The following is a 19,070-nucleotide window of genomic DNA, read 5'->3' on the forward strand; positions in this document are numbered from 1 at the left end:
ACTCCATCAGCCCTCTTCGATCGCTGCAGGAATTTCTGTACCTTCAGCGACCATCAGGTGTCCCGGGCCGTTCATGCCGCAACCCCTGTGATCATGGCGATGATTTCGTTCTTGTCGGTCTTGGCCGTTTCCCTGATGCCAATCTGCTGACCCCGGCGCAGGACACAGATGCGATCAGACAGGCGGAATACCTGATCAAGGCTATGCGAGATGATGAAAATAGCAAGTTTACGTAGCTTCAGCGCCTCAATTGTCGCCTCAACCCGTGCGGTTTCGGCAACCCCAAGTGCTGCTGTGGGTTCATCGAGAAGGACGAGCTTTTTGGCCCAATGTGTGGCGCGCGCAATGGCGACACCCTGCCTTTGACCACCCGACAGGTCGCGGATGGTAGCGGAGGCCGAAGGGATGCGCACATCAAGTTCCTTCACCAGAGCCTCGGTTTCCGCGATCATCCGTTTACGATCCAGCAGGCGAAGTGGGCCTTTCACGGGTTCGCGGCCCAGAAAGAGGTTCATGTAGACCGTCTGTTGGTCGGCAAGGGCAAGGTCCTGATAGACCACTTCGATCCCACGCTCGCGCGCAACTGAGGCATCGGCAAAGCTGGCGGGTTCACCATCCAGCAGGATCTCGCCCGAGGATGGGGGGTAAACGCCCGAGATCATCTTGATCAGTGTGGATTTGCCGGCGCCATTGTCTCCTACCAGAGCCACCACTTCCCCCGCATTAAGGTCAAGCGAGAAGTCCTGAATCGCGGTGACACCACCGAATGACTTGCGGATATTCTTGAGTTGCAGAACTGGGGTCATGATATTGCCTTACGCAAACGGGGCCAGGGCTCTGGCTGACCAAAAATATTCTCAATGGATATGACCTGCGGGTTGCCAGTCGAGATTCCGGCGATCCCCACGGAATAGGCGCGAGTGACGAAGGCCTGGCCGCGGAAGCCGAAAACAACGGTGTCGCCGGTGCGCGGTGGCGTTGGCCCGGTGGCGTCGATCATGCCGTAGTAGTCAATCGCAGCAGGGGGCGGGATTTCAACCGACCGCAAGGATGCGGCATCAACGGTCGGTTCAGGGCCAACCAAAGCCTGCACATCATATTCCGGGAACACCGGGTCAATGTAGAGCCCGCCGCCAAAGCAATAGGCGCGACCAGCGTGCAGGTGGCTGACTTCGGTCAGATAAAGAACGGCGGGACGTTCTGGCAGGTCATCCACTGCATGCAGCGGCGTCGTGCCATGGAGACCATTGCCCGGCTCCACCTGCGTCGCGCCTGCTTCGGCCAGTGCCTGCAAGGTGACCAGCGATGTCGTGCCGGGGGCGTTGATTTCAAGGTCTGAAAAGCCAGCCCGGCGTAGCGCATCTGCGGTGCGCTGCAGGGTGGCCAAGTTCGGGGTATGGCGCACTCTACGGCTGGCATGATCGTAAAGCTGCGCTGGGAAGGTGGTAATCCCGGCGAAGCACGCGCCATCCAGCGCGTCGATCCGGCGCGCGGCCTCAACCGCAGCTTCAGCTGCAAATCCGCCTTCGTGACCCCGGTAAAACGTATCACCTTGGGTCTGGACGCGGGCAAGAAGGGCTTGTTCGCGGCCCGACGCCTTTGCAGCAGTGGCCGCCTCGGCGGCCTTATCGTCTGAAAACACCGTCCAATAGTCGGGTGCAAGGTCACGCGCGGCCATGGCGGCTTCGGCGCGGGGCACTTGAACCAGATGACCAAGATGGCCGATCCGCAGGCCCGCGTTTTGGCATGCGATGGCACAGGCCATGTCTACGGCCACCGCCCGGTCAATTCCACCCGCCATCACAGCGCGGGAAAACCCAGTATTACGGCTGACCTGCTTGGTCATTGCATAGACCTTCAGGCCCAGTCGGTCGCCCTCAGCGCGCATAATGCGAGCGTTTTCGGTAACAGCATCCAGATCGAGAACATAAGAATTCGCGGGGATCATTCCGGCCTGATGCAGGGACTGTGCGGTCCGGATGAAATCAGGATTGCGGCGGCGCAGGACGTCAAGGAACATGAGGAGCCTCCTGTTAGCGGTTGGGTTCGCGCAACGAAACGGCAACGGCAACCAGTACGATCAGGCCCTTGATGATCATCTGCCAAGAGACGGACAGGCCCATCAGGATCAGCCCATTTGACAACATGCCCATCATCAGACTGCCGACCAGCGCGCCCGGAATAGTCCCCCGACCGCCGCTCAAAGCTGTGCCACCGACGATGACAGCTGCGATCACCGTCATCAGATCGCTCTCACCCAAGGTATAGCGGGCGGCCTGTAGGCGGCCTGCATAGAGGAGCCCAGCCAGACCCGCGCAGGCCCCAGACAGCACCATGACCGAAAGCCGCAGGCGCACGACGCGTATACCAGATACCAGGGCCGCCCTCGGGTTGTCGCCTGTGGCCAGAACATGTGCGCCATAACGGGTTTCCCGAAAGATCAGATGGCCGATTACCAGCGCTGCCATGGTCCAGAGAACCAGCGAAGGGATGCCGAAAACGCGGCCGCCGCCGAAGACAGCGATGAATGGCTCTGCGGTGACAGGAATGGATTGCAGGTTCGACAACTCACGCGCCAGTCCGGCGACGACGCCCATAGTGGCCAGTGTGACCAGAAAGGAGGGCAGCCGCGCATAGGCGACAATAGCACCGTTCACCAGCCCAACGGCCATGCCGGTTGCCATTCCAGCCAGCACGCCAATAGGCCAAGGATAGACCCGCATCACCATGGCCGCGACGATCGCGGCCAATGCAACGGCAGCGCCAAAGGACAGGTCGATTTCCCCAGCTGCCAGCACAAAAACAAGCCCGACGGCCAGCACCGTCGCGGGCGCCGTCTGCAAGACGATGTTGGTCAGGTTCTGGGCCGACAGAAACCCGCGATCCCAAAGCATAACCGAGAAGAAAAGGAAGATCAGAACAAAGCCGGCATAGACGATCAGTCCCTGCAAGGCGGCGCGCGAGGGGAGTGTAAAGTTCATAACATGCGTCCAAACAGAGAGAAGGGCGAAAAGTGGTGCTGCGCCAGGCGACGACCGGGCGCAGCAGGTCGCATCACTTCAAGGCGTCGAGCACTGACTGCGGCGCGTCTTTGTGCAGGGACTTCCGCCAGCCCTCGACGACGTTATCCTTGGTGACGGTCAATGCGGGGGCGACGATGAAGGGCGGGTTTTCGACCCCCAAGACGGCGCGGGCACCAACGGCCGCCATGGCACGACCCAGCTCGTAAGCCTCGTCAGCGACGATCCCGGCCACGTTGCCACCTTTGACCATGTCAAGCGCGATGGGTTCCGACAGGTCCAGCGTCACGATCTTGGTTGTGGTGTTGCTAGTCGCGCGAAGAGCTGCCAGCACACCTTCGGCCGGGCCCGCCCAAGTGACGTAGATGCCACCAAGATCAGGGTTTTGCAGCAGCATCGCATTGGCGATTTCTTCGGCGCGTGCCGGGTCGCTGATCCCGGCTTCGGCCACAATCTGCATGTCGGGGTAGTCATTCTGGATCGTGGTCTTGAAGGCGTTGTCGCGTTGGTTGGTGACGTAATAGGCAGCGTCATGGAAAATCCAACCGACCTTGCCCTTGCCACCCATCGAAGTCGCCAGAACATCTGCCGCCTGTTTGCCCATCTGGAACAGATCATCTGTTACAATGGCGCCATAATCCGTGGGGTGTTTGTAGTTAGCAGGCAGGTTCGACAGGAACACCAGCTTTATGCCGGCTTCGCTGGCCTTCTTGAACGCTGCAGCTGAAGCCACCGGATCCAAAGGCAGCGACAGAATGATATTCGGTTTCAGTGCCATCGTGGTTTCGACATCGGCCAACTGCTTGGCGCTATCAAACCCAGCCGAGGTGGTAGCGACAACTTCGATCCCCAGGCGGGTGAACTCATCAGTCGCACCTGCCGTTACCGCGTTCACGAAGTCGGCCTGGTCGTGCCAGAGCAGGGCCGCCTTGAGACCTTTGACTTTAAGTTCAGCCGCCTGCGCTTCGTCCAAGGTGATTTCGGACGCGGGCGTAGCTGCCTCGCCCGATGGCCCAACGGTCTGCGCGCTGGCGGGAAGTGCCAGCAGCGTGAGCACCGAAAGCGATGCCAGAAGTTTCCTCGTCGCAATTTTCACGGTCGTTCTCCCTGATGTTGGCCCGATCACTCGGGCAGGATTCCGCAAGTGGTGGCGATGAAAGCCGCGAAGGCCAGAATGCCGTCGTGGTAGTCCTTCAGCGGCACCCGCTCGAAGTTTGTGTGGCAGATCGAGATGTCACCGGGCGCGCAGTAGACAGCCGGGATGCCGATCGTCTGTGTGAGGAAGGGCATTTCCGACCAGAACGGTGCCCCTTCGATGCCGCCGCGATCCGGGCGGACAGATGCAATGCAGTTGGACAAGGTCCTGACCAAGTCATGATCAACCGCAATGCCGGCAGGCGATCCGCCGCGTGGATGGTCACGCCCAGCTGGAAAGACGATCTCGATGCCGATATCCGCCGGGGTCGCTGCGCGGATCACCGCTTCGAGTTCGGCGGTCGCGCGATCAAGGCTGTCACCCGGCAGCAGCTTGCCGATCATAGAGAAACGGCATTCGCCAGGTACTGCGATCAGGCCGCCGGCCTCAAGCCCTGTAACCAATGTGAAGGCCCGACCCAGTAGCGGATGCTCGCGGGCTGTTGAAAGCTGGTCGGAATGATCCCAAATCGCCTGCAAAACTCTGTGCGCGGCCCGCAATGCGTCCCGGCCAAGATCGGGGCGACCAAAGTAGGCCGCTTGTCCGGTTAGCTTCACGTCCGCGATGTAAAACCCTATCTGCGTAGGCAGCACCTGCAATCGTGTCGGCTCGACATAGACAGCAAGGTCAGGGCGGGGAAGTTTGCCAGAGGTGACGGAATTGGCCCATTGCCGCACGCCCGCGCTGATGCCCGTTCCAGTCTCGCCGCTCTCTTCGTCGCCGACGAAAGCATATGAGACGCTGCCTGCGAGACGGATGCCCGACCGGTCAATCAAGTCCAACGCGGCCAGCGCAGTGCATATGCCTGCTTTAAGATCGGCAGCACCACGCCCCCAAAGTTCGCCATCGACGACTGCCGCACCAAACGGGTCTTGCTGGGCGTGACCAGCCCAATAATCCCTCCAGTCGCGAGGGTGGACCACATCGGTATGCCCAATGAACAGCAGGTCCGGACCTGTTCCTGCGCCGGGTCGTCGCCCGCTTATGTTGGGGCGGCCCGCGAGGAATTCCTCGACACGTGGTGAAAGGCGAAGGCGCTCCATCTCGGGCCGCAGCATCGCAACCATGTTGGCCTCGTCACCGGTGACCGAGGCCGCTTGCACTGCCCGTGCCAGCAGATCGGTCGCTGCGGCCGTGTCCAGACGGGCGCGCAGTCGGGTGATCAAGGTGTCGCGGCCGGTCATTCTGCTGCCCTCGGGATCAAGCCAGGCTTAGGCGCCGGGAGCGTTACGACTGCACCCGGGGCGGACTGAGCAAAGAGCGCCGTATGCAGTTCGGTAAGGCCGATCGCCACGGCACCGCTGAGAGCAGCGTGGTTGCCAAGCAGGCTTGGAACGACACGGATTGGGAAGGGAAAACAGCGCGCCAGCTCGGCTTCGGTCGCCGCGATGATCTCCGGGCGCGCGCCAATCGAGCCACCAAGGATAACGACCTCGGGCGCGATCACAGCGCCTAGTGTGGCCACCGCGCGGGCAAGCTGCCGGGCTACGCCGTCAAGGACAACCTGTGCTGCTGCATCGCCTTCTGCGGCAGCTGAGAATATCGCTGGCACTTCGATGGCGCGCCCAGTCGCCGACTGATAAGCCGAACGGATACTCTGAGTGGCTGTCACTCGTTCAAAAGCACCAACCCGCAGTGACTCGGCCTCGAACGGATCGGCGCCAAAGGGCAAATAGCCAAGTTCCCCTGCTGCGCCGGACGCCCCACGCAACAAGTTACCATTCACGATCAGGCCTGCACCAATGCCGGTTCCCAGGGCAATGAAAGCGAGATGGTCGATCCCGCGCCCTGCCCCAAGCCATTGCTCGCCCAGAACGGCAAGGTTGACGTCATTCTCCAGCATGACTTGCGTGCCGGTTTCCTTAGACACGGCACCCCGGAAATCAAAACTATCGATTCCTGCAATGTTTGGCGCGAAGCGCACATATCCAGTGGCCTGATCCGGGACACCCGGACAACCGACAACCGTCTGCCGAACCCGCGTCCGGTCGACATTGCCTTGCATGACCGCGGCCTCGACCAGCTCACCTATTTGGACCGCAACGGCCCGGCCACCATCGGGATGGGTCGGAGCGACAACTTCTGCGACGATAGAACCGGCCAGATCAACGATGGCCACACGAAGTTTTGTGCCACCCAGATCGACGGCAGCCATGAAAGCACTGTCTGGGATCAGTTCATAGGTCGTGGCCGTACGACCGACGTGGCCAGAAGTCCGGCCCGTTTCGCTGACCCAGCCTTCCTCTTCGAGGATGCGCACGAGTTCCGAGACCGTTTGCTTTGAAAGCCCGGTCTGTTTCGAGATCGAAGCGCGCGAGATTGGTCCGCAATGGATGATCGACTGCATCGTCATGCAAAGCGAAACCTGCCGGGAAAACGAGTGGGACTGGGCGGGTTCCATTTAGCACCTTATTAATTCGTTCTATTGACGAACTAACTATGGCGCTGTGATTTAGTCAAGCAGAATCTGATCCGAAGGCACCAATGCACCGGCGGGCGTCTCCGCCGGGCCTTTAGGGGAATCCCTTCCTTTCAAAACGGGAATTCGTCACAGCGGTCGGTACGGTTGCGTCGGTCCACTCAATATAGTGGATGCGACGATGACCGAGGACATTCCCTTTTCGCAGTACTCTGCTGTTGCCTTGCCGACACCTCTAAAGCAGGTGATGCGGTACCTTTCGGCGTCCATGCCTGGATAGTCGTTTTCGTCGCGCATCACGCGACCGTCCGAGAGTCCGGGACGCGAGATAGCAAGGGTGAGGTGGTGATCTTAAGGCCGCCTTGGGTGATTTGGACTTCAGTACGCTGAAGGCAGCCAACACGGCCCGGACTGACGCGGGTTGCACGATTGAAACCGAACAGGCTTAGGTGATTGTTGGTCGAAGGGATGGCACTGGCGACCGGAATGATCGGGGGCCGTTGCAAAACATGTCTTCCCTCGCACTGCCAAGATGGTTTGCTCAAAGCCCCCCATGCTGCTGGTCACCACAGAACCCCTTCCCGCAATATCTGCCCACACCTGATGAGAGTTAAGAAATACCGTCTGGACGGCTTTCCAAGTGCTGTACTTGCCGCGCTTCATCACCCGCGACAAGGCCGACTATTATCGGCACCTTCAGGCCGTTCGGGACACAGGGGACTGGGCGGCTTCGGTCATCTATATGCTCGAAGCCGTGGCTGAGACTTCCGCCACAACCGTTGCTCGGGCGAGAGTGACTACTTCATCAACGCGGCGTTGGTGAAGCTCTTTCTGGACCTCTCGGACGGCCCGTAAGGCGTCACTCAATCTGAAGATTGGGTGAGAATCCGGCGAGAATTCGTGGCACGGCATCTGTCAACCCGCTCGGCGTCAGACAGGCTAAATGCCCGGAGTCACATCCGGGCCGTGACCACGGCCTTCTTAAAGACTGTGGGGGCGATGTCACATCATTGGCGGCAGGCTCAAGACGGTTGGTCAAAGCCAATCGAAAGTTCAATGCGACGCGCAGCATTCTTGACCGCTGTCGCGAGTTCATCCGCACGAGCATCAGCTTGACTATCCGCCAAGACAATCGAGATGGTCGCGGCGCAAGCTCCTTGCTCATCGCGGATAGGAGCGGCTATGCAAGCAACCGCATATTCGGATTGCCCCATCTGGATGGCAAGTCTGCGCTGAAAGTCCTCTGACGACTGCCGGGCAAGAACCAGCGGATCGGTTTCAGCTCTACCCGTTGGTGATGACCGCGCCGACCTTGCAAAAGCTGCGATACGCTCGCCTTCTTCCAGATGCCCAAGCAGAAGGCGGCCCGATGCTGTCCAGTTCAGCGGGACCCGAGTCCCCACGTCCGACGTCACGCGGAAGTGCCCTTCGCCTTCCACCATTGCAATCACAGTCATCATACCTTCGTCGCGCGAACACAGTTGCACCGTTTCGCCCGTTTCCTCACAAAGCCGGCGCATCTCAATTGAGCTAAGTTCTCGATAGGCCTAAATTATTTCGAATCTGCTCGTGAGGCGAGCTGGATCGCCTTCCGCGGAGGAGACAAGGCTCATTGCGATGACTCAGACCGGTGGCGCGCATGGCGTAGTCGATGCGCTGCCTCAGCGGGGCCACTCCCTCACAATCATTCCCTAGCCCACTCGTGTCTTCGACGGCTGTCGGGTCGGAATATCCAAAAGGTAATTTTGAACCTGCAAGGTTGCCTGCGAGACATAGCCAGCTACCGCGGTAAACATCCCGCGGTAGCTGCCCAGTCTACGTCAGCGAGCGGGCGGGGCGTACATCAGGCCGCCGTCATTCCACAGGCGATTGAGGCCGCGATCAATCTTGAGCAGGCTGTCCTTGCCGAGGTGGCGTTCGAAGATTTCGCCGTAATTGCCGACGGCAGAAATCGCCTGATAGGCCCATTTCGAACCAAGCCCCAACGTCTTGCCGGCCTCGCTCTCGATGCCGAGGAAACGCTTCTGCGCGATGGTGCCGCTCTCGGCGAGGGAAGCCGCATTCTCCTTGGTGATGCCCATTTCCTCGGCTTCGATCAGCGCAAACAGCGTCCAGCGTACGATCTTGAACCACTGGTCGTCGCCCTGGCGCACGGCCGGGCCGAGCGGCTCCTTGGAGATGACCTCGGGCAGCACCACGAAACGGTCGGGATCGTTGAGCGTCAGGCGCTGGGCGTAGAGCGCGGAAGCATCCGTCGAATAGACGTCGCATCGGCCGGTGTTGAAGGCCTGGATCGTCTGGTCCGGCTTTTCGAAGGCGATGACCTCGTACTCCATCTTGTTGGCGCTGAAATAGTCGGCCATGTTCTGCTCGGTCGTCGTGCCGGTTTCCGTGCAGACGGAGGCGCCGGAGAGCTCCTTGACGCTCTTCACGCCGACCTCCTTGTTCACCATGAAGGCCTGGCCGTCATAGTAGTTGACGCCGACGAAGCTCATGCCGAGATCGGTGTCGCGCGAGAGCGTCCAGGTCGTCTGGCGCGAGAGAAGGTCAACTTCACCCGATTGCAGCGCCGTGAAGCGGTCCTTTGTGGAAAGCGGCACATAGGCCACCTTGTCCGGGTTACCGAGTGTGACCGCAGCGACCGCCCGGCAGAAATCGACGTCGAAACCGCCCCAGACGCCGTTCTTGTCCGGCCCGGAAAAGCCGAGCACGCCCTGGCTGACGCCGCAGCGCACCTCGCCGCGCTCCTTGATGACATCGACCGTGCTGGCATAGGCCGTGCCGGCGGCAAAGGCTGCGGCCGCGAGGGCCAGTATTGTAGTCTTCATGGTGTTCTCCTCCTTGATTGATCCTTTTTGGCATGCGTCTTCCCGGCCGGGGGAAAGCGCCCCAGCTGACAGGTTTTGAAAGAATGATGTCTGGGCGTTAGCCGAGCGTCTTCTCTACGCCGGCGAAGGTTTCCTCAAGCACGGCTATCAGATGATCGGCGTCGCGCCTGGAGAAGATCATCGGCGGGCGCATCTTCAGCACGTTGTCATGCGGCCCTTCGGTGCCCATCAAGACGCCGCGGCAGCGCGCACCGTTGGATACGGCGCGGGCGAATTCGGTGGCGGGCGCCTTGGTCTTGCGGTCCGTGACAAGCTCGATGCCGATGAAGAGGCCGAGGCCGCGCACGTCACCGATTGCCTGGTAGCGCTTCTGCATGTCGCGGAAGGCGTCCATCAGGTAATTGCCGACGGCAAGCGCATTGCCGCGCAGGTCCTGGCCCTCGATGACATCGAGCACGGCAAGGCCGACGGCGCAGGAGACCGGGTTGCCGCCGAAGGTATTGAAATATTCCATGCCGTTGTTGAAGCTGTCGGTGACTTCGCGGGTCGTGACGACGGCGGCGAGCGGATGGCCGTCGCCGATCGGCTTGCCCATGGTGACGATGTCGGGCACGACGCCCTGCGTTTCGAAAGCCCACCAATGGCTCCCGACGCGGCCGAAGCCGACCTGAACCTCATCGGCGATGCAGACGCCGCCCGCCTCGCGCACCAGCCGGTAAACCTCTTTGAGATAACCCTCCGGCAGGAAGACCTGGCCCGCGACGCTCGGGATGGATTCGGCGAGAAAGAAGCCCGGCCCCTCGCCCTTGGCCTTCATGACGGCGATTTGTTCGGCGACGCTTTCGGCAAAGCGCTTGCCGTGCTCCTCGATCGGCCAGTCCGACGGAGCACGATAACTGTCCGGCACGGCAGCGATATGGACATGCGGCTTGGGGCCCTTGCCGCCCTTGCGGCGGAACTTGTAGGGGCTGATGTCGATCAGCTCCTGCGTCGTGCCGTGATAGGACCAGTCGAGCGTGATGGCGTTTTCGCGGCCGGTATGGGCGCGCATCATGCGCAACGCCAGGCTGTTGGCTTCCGAGCCGCTGTTGACGAAGCCGGCGACCGTCAGCTCCTTCGGCAGCGTCGCCGTGAGTCGCTCGGCATAGGCGACAATGTTATCGTGCAGGTAGCGCGTGTTGGTGTTGAGCGTCGCCGCCTGCCTGGCCATCGCCTCCACTACGGCCGGATGGGCATGGCCGATGTGGCAGACATTGTTGAAGCAGTCGAGATAGGCCCGGCCGCTGTCATCGATCAGCCAGACGCCTTCGCCGCGCACGAACTTGATTGGCTTGTCGTAGGAGATCGAGAGGTTCGGCAGGAGCAGATCGCGCCGCATCTTGACGATCTCCTCATGCGAGCGGCCCTGGCGTTTGAACAATTCCTTCGCGATGCCGGCGAAGGTGCGGGCATCGGGGAAGAGTTCCGTCCAGACGTCGAGATAGCGCGGCTCGCCGACGCCAAGGATTTCGGTGGCCGAGAGCGTAGTGTCGGTGGAGATCTGCAGGTGGAGATGAGGCGCCCAACCGCCGTTTTCCTTCGGCGCGCCCATTTCGCCGACCAGCGCGCCAGCTTCCAACAGGTCGCCGGCCTTCAGGCGGTTGACGGCTTCATGGGCGAGATGGCCCCACAGCGAGAGGAAGGGCGGGCAGCCCTCGGGCTCGTGGCGCAGTGCGATCAGGCAGCCATAACCGAGTGGATCCCTCTCGACCTCGACGCTGACGACGGTCGCGGCAAGCGGCGTGAAGACCCTAGTGCCGGCGGCCTGGAAGAGATCGAAGCCGAGATGGTGCGTGCGGCGCGCGCCTTCGATGAAGCGGGAGACGAACATCTCGCCGGCATAGACGGTACGTTCCTCGGCGAAGGGGCCAATGCCGAGCTCGACGCCGGTCTCGCGGCAATAGGCTTCCCAGATCGCTTGCGCCTCGTCCGGCCGCTCGGCGGCGGAGGCGATCGTCATCGGATGGGCGGGGTCCGCATAGGGCACGAGCGCGGCGGGATAGGTCGCCGCGGGCTTTTCGAGGAGGGGCGCGAGCGACTTGCGGTTCGTCTCGATCCAGTCGATGACCGCGCGGGCGCCGGGCACGGCCTCGAAGCCGCAGGCCTTGCGCAGGATGGCGGTGGCGAAGCGCGGGTTCATGCGGTCGAGCTTGCGCAGCAGCGTCCACGCCGGGCGCTCGCTGATCGTGAGATACGGATTGTCCTCGGCGTGGACACGGCGCGAGGCGGAGATGGCCACCGATGTGACGAGGCGCATCGAGATGAGGTCGAAGAGGAGATCGACTTCCTCTTCAAGCAGCGGATACTCGGCGTGGAAGCCCCTGATGATGGCGGCGGTGGCGCCGATCGGGTCGGCATGATCGAGACCGGCATAGGCGGCGGCGATCGCCATTTCCGCGATAACGGGCGTGTGCAGCGCATCGCCGAAATCGATCAGGCCGGAGATGCGGTCGTGGTTGGCGGCATCGACCAGCACGTTCCAATCGTTGGCGTCATTGTGGATGACGGCGGCCCGCAACGTCGAAAGGCGCGGCGCGACGGTGGCGAAGCGCTTGAGGAAGCGTTCGACAAGGGCGCGGTCTTCGGCATTTGCTACATGCGAAAGGCGGCCCGCCGAGCGGGCGGCAGTGCGGATGTCCCAGTCGAGATCGCGCAACGCGCCGGGATGCATGAAGCCCTTCAGGGCGGCGTCTAAGCGACCGAGCATGCGGCCGAGGGATTCGAGCGCGGCTTCGCTGCGGCCCGTCTCGGCGAGCGGCACGCCCTCGACCCAGCTGACGAGGCGGAGGCGGTGCGCGGCGCCGTGAGTGCTGGTGATGAAGGCCAAGCTTTCGCCTGACAGCGTCGGGCGGATATGCGGCACCGGCAGATCGCCGGCGTGGGTGCCGATATGGGCGAGGAGTGCTGTCTGGAAATCGCTCTCCACCGCCGGCTCGGCGGCATTGACGATCTTCAGGATGAAGGTCCCCTCGGCCGATTCCACCTTGAAATTCTGGTCGCGCTCGCTCGCGAGCGGCGAGAGCTTGCCGGCAAGACCATAATGCTCCTTGAGCAGGCCGGCTGCGGCGTCGAGGGAAAAATCCGGGGTCGTCTTCAGTATGTCGTTCATGGCAATCCTCTTCTCGATACGAAGATTTGCATGGACGGCCCTTTGGCGCACCCGGCATTATGCCGGTTGCGCCAGCACTGTGTATGCAATAACCGTCATCTTGTCGGCGTGGCGGAGAGGAGCATTATGCAGGGCACGGACAGCATCGACCGGATGATCCTCAGCATCCTCACCAAGGAAGCGCGCATCCCCATGAAGTCGCTTGCCGGTCGCATAGGGCTGTCCCGCAGTGCGACGACGGAGCGCGTCACGCGACTGGAAAAGGCGGGTATAATTCGGGGCTACCGCGCCGATATCGGCCAGCTCGACGACGGCCAGATCCAGGCCTTCCTGCTGGTGACGCTGAAGCGCACGCCCTCGCTCGGCGTGCTGGACCGGCTAGCCGGCTACGCGGCCGTGCGCAAGGTGTCTTCGGTCAGCGGCCAGCTCGACCTCGTCGTGGAGGTTGAGGTCGGATCCATCAACGCACTGAACGAACTGCGGAACGAAGTCTCAGCGATGGATCGTGTAGATGACTTGACGAGCTTGATTGTACTACGGCGAGAGATAGAACGGAGCTAAAATAGGCTATACGTTTGAGTGCCATCCGCTAGTGCTGATGGCTGTGAGACGATCGAGGCGCGGAACCAGCAAGTCATCGTGATCACGGCTCAGAAACTCCAGCGTCCGGCGCTTGAGCTTGGGGTTCAGAACTCATCGCCCAGTTGAGCGACCTTCAATCGACGATGGCTCGCCAGGAAGAGCGTACGGGTATAGTCGGCTTGCATGTCCCCGGCGCGCAACTGTTCGCCGGTCAGTGTTTCCACGGACGAGGCGTTCTGCATCACCATCAGCCGGTCGCACATATAGGAAATTACCGCGAGATCGTGGCTGACGATAACGAAGGTAAGGTCCAGTTCCCGTCGCAACCGATTGAGCAGGTTGAGGATTTTGGCCTGTACGGAAACATCGAGCGCCGAAGTGGGCTCATCGAGCAGGAGGAGGCGCGGCGACAGCGAAAGCGCGCGGGCAATCGCCACACGCTGGCGCTGGCCGCCGGAAAGCTCGTGCGTCAAGCGGAAGCGGTGCGCCGCCGTCAGACCGATCATCTCTAGCAGTTCGACCGTGCGGCCGTCGGGATCCGGCAGGCGGTTGATGCGCATCGGCTCAGCGATGGCCTGGCCGATCGTATAGCGCGGGTGGAGCGAGGCATAAGGGTTTTGGAACACCATCTGCGCAAGGCGGACCAGCTCCGCTCGCCGCCCCTTGCGCAGGCCGATGCCGCGGAGGCTGACTGTGCCCGTCCAGCCGCGGTTAAGGCCCATGAGGGTGCGCAGCACGGTGGATTGTCCCGAGCCGCTTTCGCCGACGAGGCCAAAACTCTCGCCCGGCGCCACCGAGAGACTGAGGTAGCGGACGGCGATGGCGCTGCCGAAGCACACGGTGAGGTTTTCGATGCGGATCATATGCCGGCCTCGCTCCAGCTCGCTTCGCGCACAAAGGTCGGCTGCGGCGTCAGCGGCCCGTCAATGGCGGGAAGGCAGGCCAGCAACCCGTGCGTAAGCGCGAGGCGAGGTTGAGATCGTGGCTGATGAGGATGAGCCCCATGCCACGCCTGCGCACCAGTTCGTCCATGATCTCCAGAACCTGCGCCTGCAGGGCGACGTCGAGGGCGGAGGTCGGCTCGTCGGCGATCAGCAGCTCCGGCTCGCACACCACCATCATGACGATCATCACGCGCTGGCCCATGTCGCCGGAAAGCTGGTGCGGATAGAGATCGAAGACGTGCTCAGGAGAACGGATATGCACCGCCTCCAGCACCTCCAGAACATTCCGACGCACGGCGGCGCGGGGCATCGTGCAGTCGCCGAGCCGGATCACCTCGGCGATCTGCTGGCCGACACGCAAGACCGGGTTCAGCGAGAATTTCGGGTCCTGCAGGATCATGGCCATGCGGCCGCCGCGCAATCGCCGGCGAAGCGAGAGAAGATCGATGCCGGCAAAGGACATGGCATCGGCCGAAACCCGCGCGCGAGGGGGCAGAACGCCCATCAGCGCCTGGCTGGACAGGCTCTTGCCGAACCGCTCTCCCCGACGATGCCGAGTTTTTCCCGGCCGACGCGGAAGGCGACGCCCTTGACCGCCTCCAGCACGCGGCCGCCCTCGCCGGCAAAGCCGATGCGCAGGTAACGCTCTCTCGCATCTGCAGATAGCGTTCGAGGTCACGCTTCAGGGCGGGCACATTGACCTCGGCGACGCGTCGCGCGTCGCGCTCCGTTTCGCTGGCAAGAATGCCGGTCTTATCCTTCAGTGGCCCGATCGATGCCGGTTCGGTCTTAGGCTTCTCAAGTAACTGCCGCGCCATGTCCTTATCCGCCAGCACGGCGTCAAAGTTCATCGCCCGGAAGGCGGTTTCGGGATCGGCGAACACATAGCGGAACCGGGTCGAAACCTCCTCCCATTGCTTCTTCAAGGCCGGATCAGCGTCGAGCCTCTCGCTGACCGTATCTGCGGCGGAATTCTCGAACCGGGTTACGCCGGCGACCATGGGTTCCGACTCCTTGGCTGATTGGGCTAGCGGGGGTTGCCGCAAGCCGAGCCCTTCACCGAGCGCGCGAAGGCGGTTGGCGAGATCCGTGAGCTTTTTCTTCTGGCGCAGCGTCCAGTCGAGGCGGTCTCGCAGCAGCGTTCGCGCCACGTGAACGATGTGTAGGCCTCGGTTTTCGGCAAAGTGAAGCGCGTCGCGGTAGAGCGTGCCGCGCTCGTAGTCGAGGGTTGTCTCCTTCGCGTTTTGCCGCGACAGGATCTTCGTCAGCCCACCACTCATCTCGAAGGAGCGGCACCCGAAATAGAGATACAGATCCTCCCTTTGGCGCGTCATCGCGACATAGGTCAGGTGGTAATCCCCCCACCAATTAACGGGCTTCATCTCATGAAGAGATGACACTAAGTTTATAAGCTTCGCAACACATTCTCTCTCGCACCGTGCACGTATCACGCAGCTTTTCGATTGGGCACGTCTCTGTCCCCTCTATTCTACGCGCATCGGTGGTCAGCGACCGAACCCTCCGCAAAATGAAGCCACAGCTTCGTTTGGGGTATACCTGCTGAGACAATCTCCGTGAGACGTAAATCAGTGTATCATTTGGTTTGATTCTGCAGTTATGAGACGCTACCCAAAGAAGGTCTAGAAGCTAATGAGACGCTTCATGGCGATTTACGGGTATGCGCGGGTCAGCACCATCGATCAGTATCTGGCGATTCAAGAGGCGGCTCTGAAAGCGGCGGGGTGCACGGTCATCCAGGAGGAAAAGAAATCCGGATCGACCAAGCACGATAGGAAGGAGCTTAACACGCTTCTGGAATTCATGCGCGACGGCGACAACCTGGTCGTGACGCGGGTCGATCGGCTTGCGCGGTCAGTTGGGGATCTGCAGGAAATCGTACGGCTGCTCAAGCAAAAAGGGGTAACGCTGAAGGCGACGGAATAGCCGATCGACACCAGCTCGGCGGCCTGCAAACGGTTCAAATACCCCAGCTTCTCTGCTCGATCACTGAAACCACCCGCCGACCACAGATGTGAAGCGTCCTTGAAACGGCCAAATTGTGGGGTTGTGTCCCTACGTCATCCAGAGTTTGTACCCCTGCCTTAATGGAGGCCCTATGGCGCCTTGCCTGACAGGAAGCGCTCCAACGGGAGAAGCGACTGAACCGGATCTTCCGCAAAGGGCAAATGACCGAGTCCCGGTAGGCGCACCAGCGTGGCATTTGGCAGGTCTTGCAGATAATCATCCGCATTGCTGATCGGGATCATGCCGTCTTTCTCACCCCAGAGAAGCAGCGTTGGGGCCTGTATGCGGGCGAGCGTTGGACCGGGTTCGCGCAGGATCACCTGGCTCATGCGTGCGAGGATTGCTGGACGCACACCAGGTGCCAGCATCATGTCGTGGTAGCGGGTGACGCTTGCCTCGCTCAGGACGTCCGGGTTTCCGTATGCCGCAGCCAGATTAGCCTTCAACATGCTGCGCGGTGCCGTGTAGGGCAGAGCGCGCATGATCAGCGACGTCTCTGATTGCTTGTCATAGTCAAAGCCCGGACTGGCGAAACCATCGGGAGAGATCAGGATGAGATTGATCACCCGATCCGGATGCATGGCGGCAAAGTTCCAGGCAATGCGTCCGCCCAGGGAATTGCCGATCAGGCTGGCGCGGGCCACATCCAGCTGGTCCATCAGGTCGCCCAGGATCTTCATGCTGCGAGCGTCGGTGTAGTCGCCCGTCGGATCTGGCCCGGTCAGCCCAAATCCCGGCAAGTCGAAGCGAATAACCCGGTAACGTGTCGACAAGGCCTTTGCCCAATCCTCCCAGGTATCCAGGCTGGCGCCAAAACCGTGGAGCATGACAACGGCCTGGCCGTCCGACGGGCCGGTATCGCGCAGCCGCAGACGAACTCCGTCGATAATGCGATATTCGCCTGCATAGATTTCTTCCAACGCGGCACGCTGTTTGTCGGGTTCATAAAGCCAGACCGCCATGGCGATGATCCCAAGGACAGTGAACCCGGCCACCCAGGCAAATATCGTCATCATAATCTTCCCTCTTCTGGCCATGTCCTGCCCCCCATCATGCCTTAAGATCGCCCCAACCCACCGCCGGCCAGGCACTAAGTGGCAATGGAACCCTGCGTTCTCAGACCGCTAATCCTTCAGGCCTCACAGAAACCTAAAAGACGGCGTGGTCTCCCCTCTCAGGCAAGACACCGCCGGCCACGACAGAGCGGTAGAAGTCGATTAAAGTCTCGGTCCCCGTCGAGGGCGTGGCATCCGCATCGTACCGCCCTGTCTGCGGATCGAGCACAAGCATGGATTCGGTTGCGTAGTAGCGGCCGATCCGTGCCAGTTCCGCCTTCTCGCGCAGGGACGGTGCAATCAGGCCAAGGGTTGCGAGGCCACCGATAATGCCGTCGAGCAAGGCGATTGGAACCGATTGGAACCTCGGCTGGCGCCCGAGGAGTTCAAAGAGATTTTCGCCCTGCTGGCGTGGTGTGATCGCCTCACCCGGCCCGCCGATCGGCGAGATGCAGTTCCAGAGGCGTGCGTCTTCCAGGCAGTCGACAAGATAGCCGCCCAGATCGCCATCGCTGATGGGCTTGCAGGAGGTCAGTGTGCCGTCTCCGAAGATCAGAAAGGGGCGACCATTGCGGACGCGTTCGATCTGGCCGGACAAGGATTTAAAGAAAGCGGTCGGGCGCACGATGGAATAGCGAAGACCGGATGCCAGCAGGGCTGCCTCAAACGCCAGCTTGGCCTGTTGAAAGGCGAGGAGCGGCTTTTGTACGCAGATTGCAGACAAAAGGACGAAGTGATCAACGCCTGCACGCTGTGCCGCTTCCAGAACGTTCAGCTGCGCGCGGTGGTCGATGGCCCAGGCATCTTTCGGCGCGCCGGTGCGCGAGGCCATGCACGAGATCACAGCATCGAATCTGGAGCCGGAAAACCCGTCGCGATCCAGTGATACGGGATCGGAAACATCTACGAACCGGACAGATGCACCCTCCATTACTCGAGAGAGTGTCGTTGGCACCCTCGCTCCACTGGAACCAGCGGGCGGCCGGACCAAACAGACCACCTCATATCCCCGCCGCACAAGTGCCGCAGATGTCGCCCGACCGATCGTACCGGTGGCGCCCAGCAGGCAGACACGCTTGGAGGCTTGCAGGCCGGAACGGCCCGGCATCACCGAAGTACCAGTGCCCGTCACAGTATCCCCATCACTTAAGGCTGCAGTATGCGCAGTATACAGCCAAGCCCTGTTTTAGGCGCGCTTCTCACGAAAGCCCGCGAAGTAATTGCCGGTCTTCCAAAAGCGAACAACGACCCGACGAAACCGCAACTCTTGTTTTGCAACGACCTTTGCTGATTTCCAAGCACCACAAAACGCCTGATCGTCGCCGGCTAGTCGGCATGCCCGCCGCGAGATTAAAGGGCGCAAGAGTAGGATGTCAGGAGATCAACAAGACGGGCCCTTCAGGCAGTCGGCAGGTGTACCTGTTCCAAGCCGATGCAGACGGCTTCCTCGAAGCTTCAACGCCAGCTTCCGCGACGAGTGCCTCAACGGGACCCTGTTCTCGTCGCTTGCTCAAGCCCGCGCCGACCTCACCGCATGGAAGGAGCATTACAACACAAACAGACCGCACTCGTCGTTCGGCGATATCACCCCCAGCGAATTCGCAATAAAAATGGCTATGGAAAACCACGCCGCATGAGGCCAGATTGTAAGCCCAAGATTCTCCTGAAACTGGAGGGAAATTGGATCTCAGGTCACAAGTCACCTGCTCGATGTCTTCTCGATCAAACGCCAAAAGCTCCTCGTGTTTTGCGAGGAGCTTTGCAGTATATGGCGTTTTTTTTCGAGATTTTGGTTGCGGGGGCAGGATTTGAACCTGCGGCCTTCAGGTTATGAGCCTGACGAGCTACCGGGCT

At 61.2% G+C, this 19,070-nt stretch carries 13 protein-coding genes and 4 pseudogenes; 3 read left to right on the forward strand and 14 right to left on the reverse strand.

The window, feature by feature from the left end; translation table 11 throughout:
- Positions 1-71: 71 nt before the first annotated feature.
- The 9 genes from IP85_RS10175 to IP85_RS10215 all read right to left on the reverse strand — a co-directional run bounded on the left by IP85_RS10175 (position 72) and on the right by IP85_RS10215 (position 12,610).
- Entirely contained in the window at positions 72-806 is a 735-nt protein-coding gene (locus IP85_RS10175; protein WP_054149571.1) for an ATP-binding cassette domain-containing protein, read from the reverse strand.
- The gene (locus IP85_RS10180; RefSeq protein ID WP_054149572.1) at positions 803-2,020 is read right to left on the reverse strand and encodes an alanine racemase; all 1,218 of its coding nucleotides are present in this window, start codon (positions 2,018-2,020) and stop codon (positions 803-805) included. Before IP85_RS10180 ends, IP85_RS10175 begins: the two co-directional genes overlap by 4 nt.
- Before the next feature lie 13 nt (positions 2,021-2,033).
- On the reverse strand, positions 2,034-2,981 hold the full coding sequence (locus IP85_RS10185; protein ID WP_054149573.1) for an ABC transporter permease: 948 nt from the start codon (positions 2,979-2,981) through the stop codon (positions 2,034-2,036).
- A 73-nt stretch (positions 2,982-3,054) separates the two neighbouring features.
- On the reverse strand, positions 3,055-4,116 hold the full coding sequence (locus IP85_RS10190) for a substrate-binding domain-containing protein (RefSeq protein ID WP_054149574.1): 1,062 nt from the start codon (positions 4,114-4,116) through the stop codon (positions 3,055-3,057).
- 26 nt (positions 4,117-4,142) lie between these two features.
- Entirely contained in the window at positions 4,143-5,399 is a 1,257-nt protein-coding gene (locus tag IP85_RS10195) for a M20/M25/M40 family metallo-hydrolase (RefSeq protein WP_054149575.1), read from the reverse strand.
- Positions 5,396-6,568: an ROK family transcriptional regulator gene (locus IP85_RS10200; RefSeq protein WP_245280849.1), complete on the reverse strand. Its 1,173-nt coding sequence runs from the start codon at positions 6,566-6,568 to the stop codon at positions 5,396-5,398. Before IP85_RS10200 ends, IP85_RS10195 begins: the two co-directional genes overlap by 4 nt.
- Positions 6,569-7,656: 1,088 nt before the next feature.
- Entirely contained in the window at positions 7,657-8,091 is a 435-nt protein-coding gene (locus IP85_RS10205; protein WP_197278005.1) for an IclR family transcriptional regulator C-terminal domain-containing protein, read from the reverse strand.
- 363 nt (positions 8,092-8,454) lie between these two features.
- Complete coding sequence (locus tag IP85_RS10210) at positions 8,455-9,462, reverse strand: amino acid ABC transporter substrate-binding protein (RefSeq protein WP_054149578.1); 1,008 nt, start codon at positions 9,460-9,462, stop codon at positions 8,455-8,457.
- Positions 9,463-9,559: 97 nt separating this feature from the next.
- Entirely contained in the window at positions 9,560-12,610 is a 3,051-nt protein-coding gene (locus IP85_RS10215) for an aminotransferase class III-fold pyridoxal phosphate-dependent enzyme (RefSeq protein WP_054149579.1), read from the reverse strand.
- A gap of 126 nt (positions 12,611-12,736) precedes the next feature.
- Here IP85_RS10215 and IP85_RS10220 point away from each other — a divergent pair, with 126 nt between their 5' ends.
- A complete protein-coding gene (locus tag IP85_RS10220; protein ID WP_054149580.1) occupies positions 12,737-13,171 on the forward strand; it encodes an Lrp/AsnC family transcriptional regulator in 435 nt (144 codons plus the stop codon).
- Positions 13,172-13,296: 125 nt separating this feature from the next.
- Here IP85_RS10220 and IP85_RS10225 read toward each other — a convergent pair whose 3' ends face one another.
- From IP85_RS10225 to IP85_RS21935, 3 genes and pseudogenes are all read right to left on the reverse strand, one after another.
- Positions 13,297-14,055, reverse strand: a complete 759-nt coding sequence (locus IP85_RS10225) for an ABC transporter ATP-binding protein (RefSeq protein ID WP_054149581.1) — start codon at positions 14,053-14,055, stop codon at positions 13,297-13,299.
- Positions 14,056-14,155: 100 nt separating this feature from the next.
- Positions 14,156-14,775 (reverse strand): annotated as a pseudogene (locus tag IP85_RS10230) (ABC transporter ATP-binding protein); the annotation flags it as partial.
- A 5-nt stretch (positions 14,776-14,780) separates the two neighbouring features.
- Positions 14,781-15,494, reverse strand: a pseudogene (locus IP85_RS21935) (BID domain-containing protein); the annotation flags it as partial.
- Positions 15,495-15,798: 304 nt separating this feature from the next.
- Between IP85_RS21935 and IP85_RS10235 the strand changes: the two are divergent.
- Positions 15,799-16,077: pseudogene (locus IP85_RS10235) on the forward strand (recombinase family protein); the annotation flags it as partial.
- Positions 16,078-16,250: 173 nt separating this feature from the next.
- On the opposite strand, the gene IP85_RS10240 reads toward IP85_RS10235, so the two are convergent.
- Both IP85_RS10240 and IP85_RS10245 read right to left on the reverse strand, forming a co-directional pair.
- On the reverse strand, positions 16,251-17,174 hold the full coding sequence (locus IP85_RS10240) for an alpha/beta hydrolase (protein WP_082347646.1): 924 nt from the start codon (positions 17,172-17,174) through the stop codon (positions 16,251-16,253).
- A 136-nt stretch (positions 17,175-17,310) separates the two neighbouring features.
- The gene (locus IP85_RS10245; protein ID WP_054149589.1) at positions 17,311-18,282 is read right to left on the reverse strand and encodes an NAD(P)H-binding protein; all 972 of its coding nucleotides are present in this window, start codon (positions 18,280-18,282) and stop codon (positions 17,311-17,313) included.
- Positions 18,283-18,667: 385 nt separating this feature from the next.
- On the opposite strand from IP85_RS10245, the pseudogene IP85_RS21940 reads away from it, so the two are divergent.
- A pseudogene (locus IP85_RS21940) lies at positions 18,668-18,853 on the forward strand (transposase); the annotation flags it as partial.
- Between the last annotated feature and the right edge of the window lie 217 nt (positions 18,854-19,070).

Origin of the sequence: Rhizobium sp. AAP116, assembly GCF_001295785.1 — a bacterium.
GTDB lineage: Bacteria > Pseudomonadota > Alphaproteobacteria > Rhizobiales > Rhizobiaceae > Allorhizobium.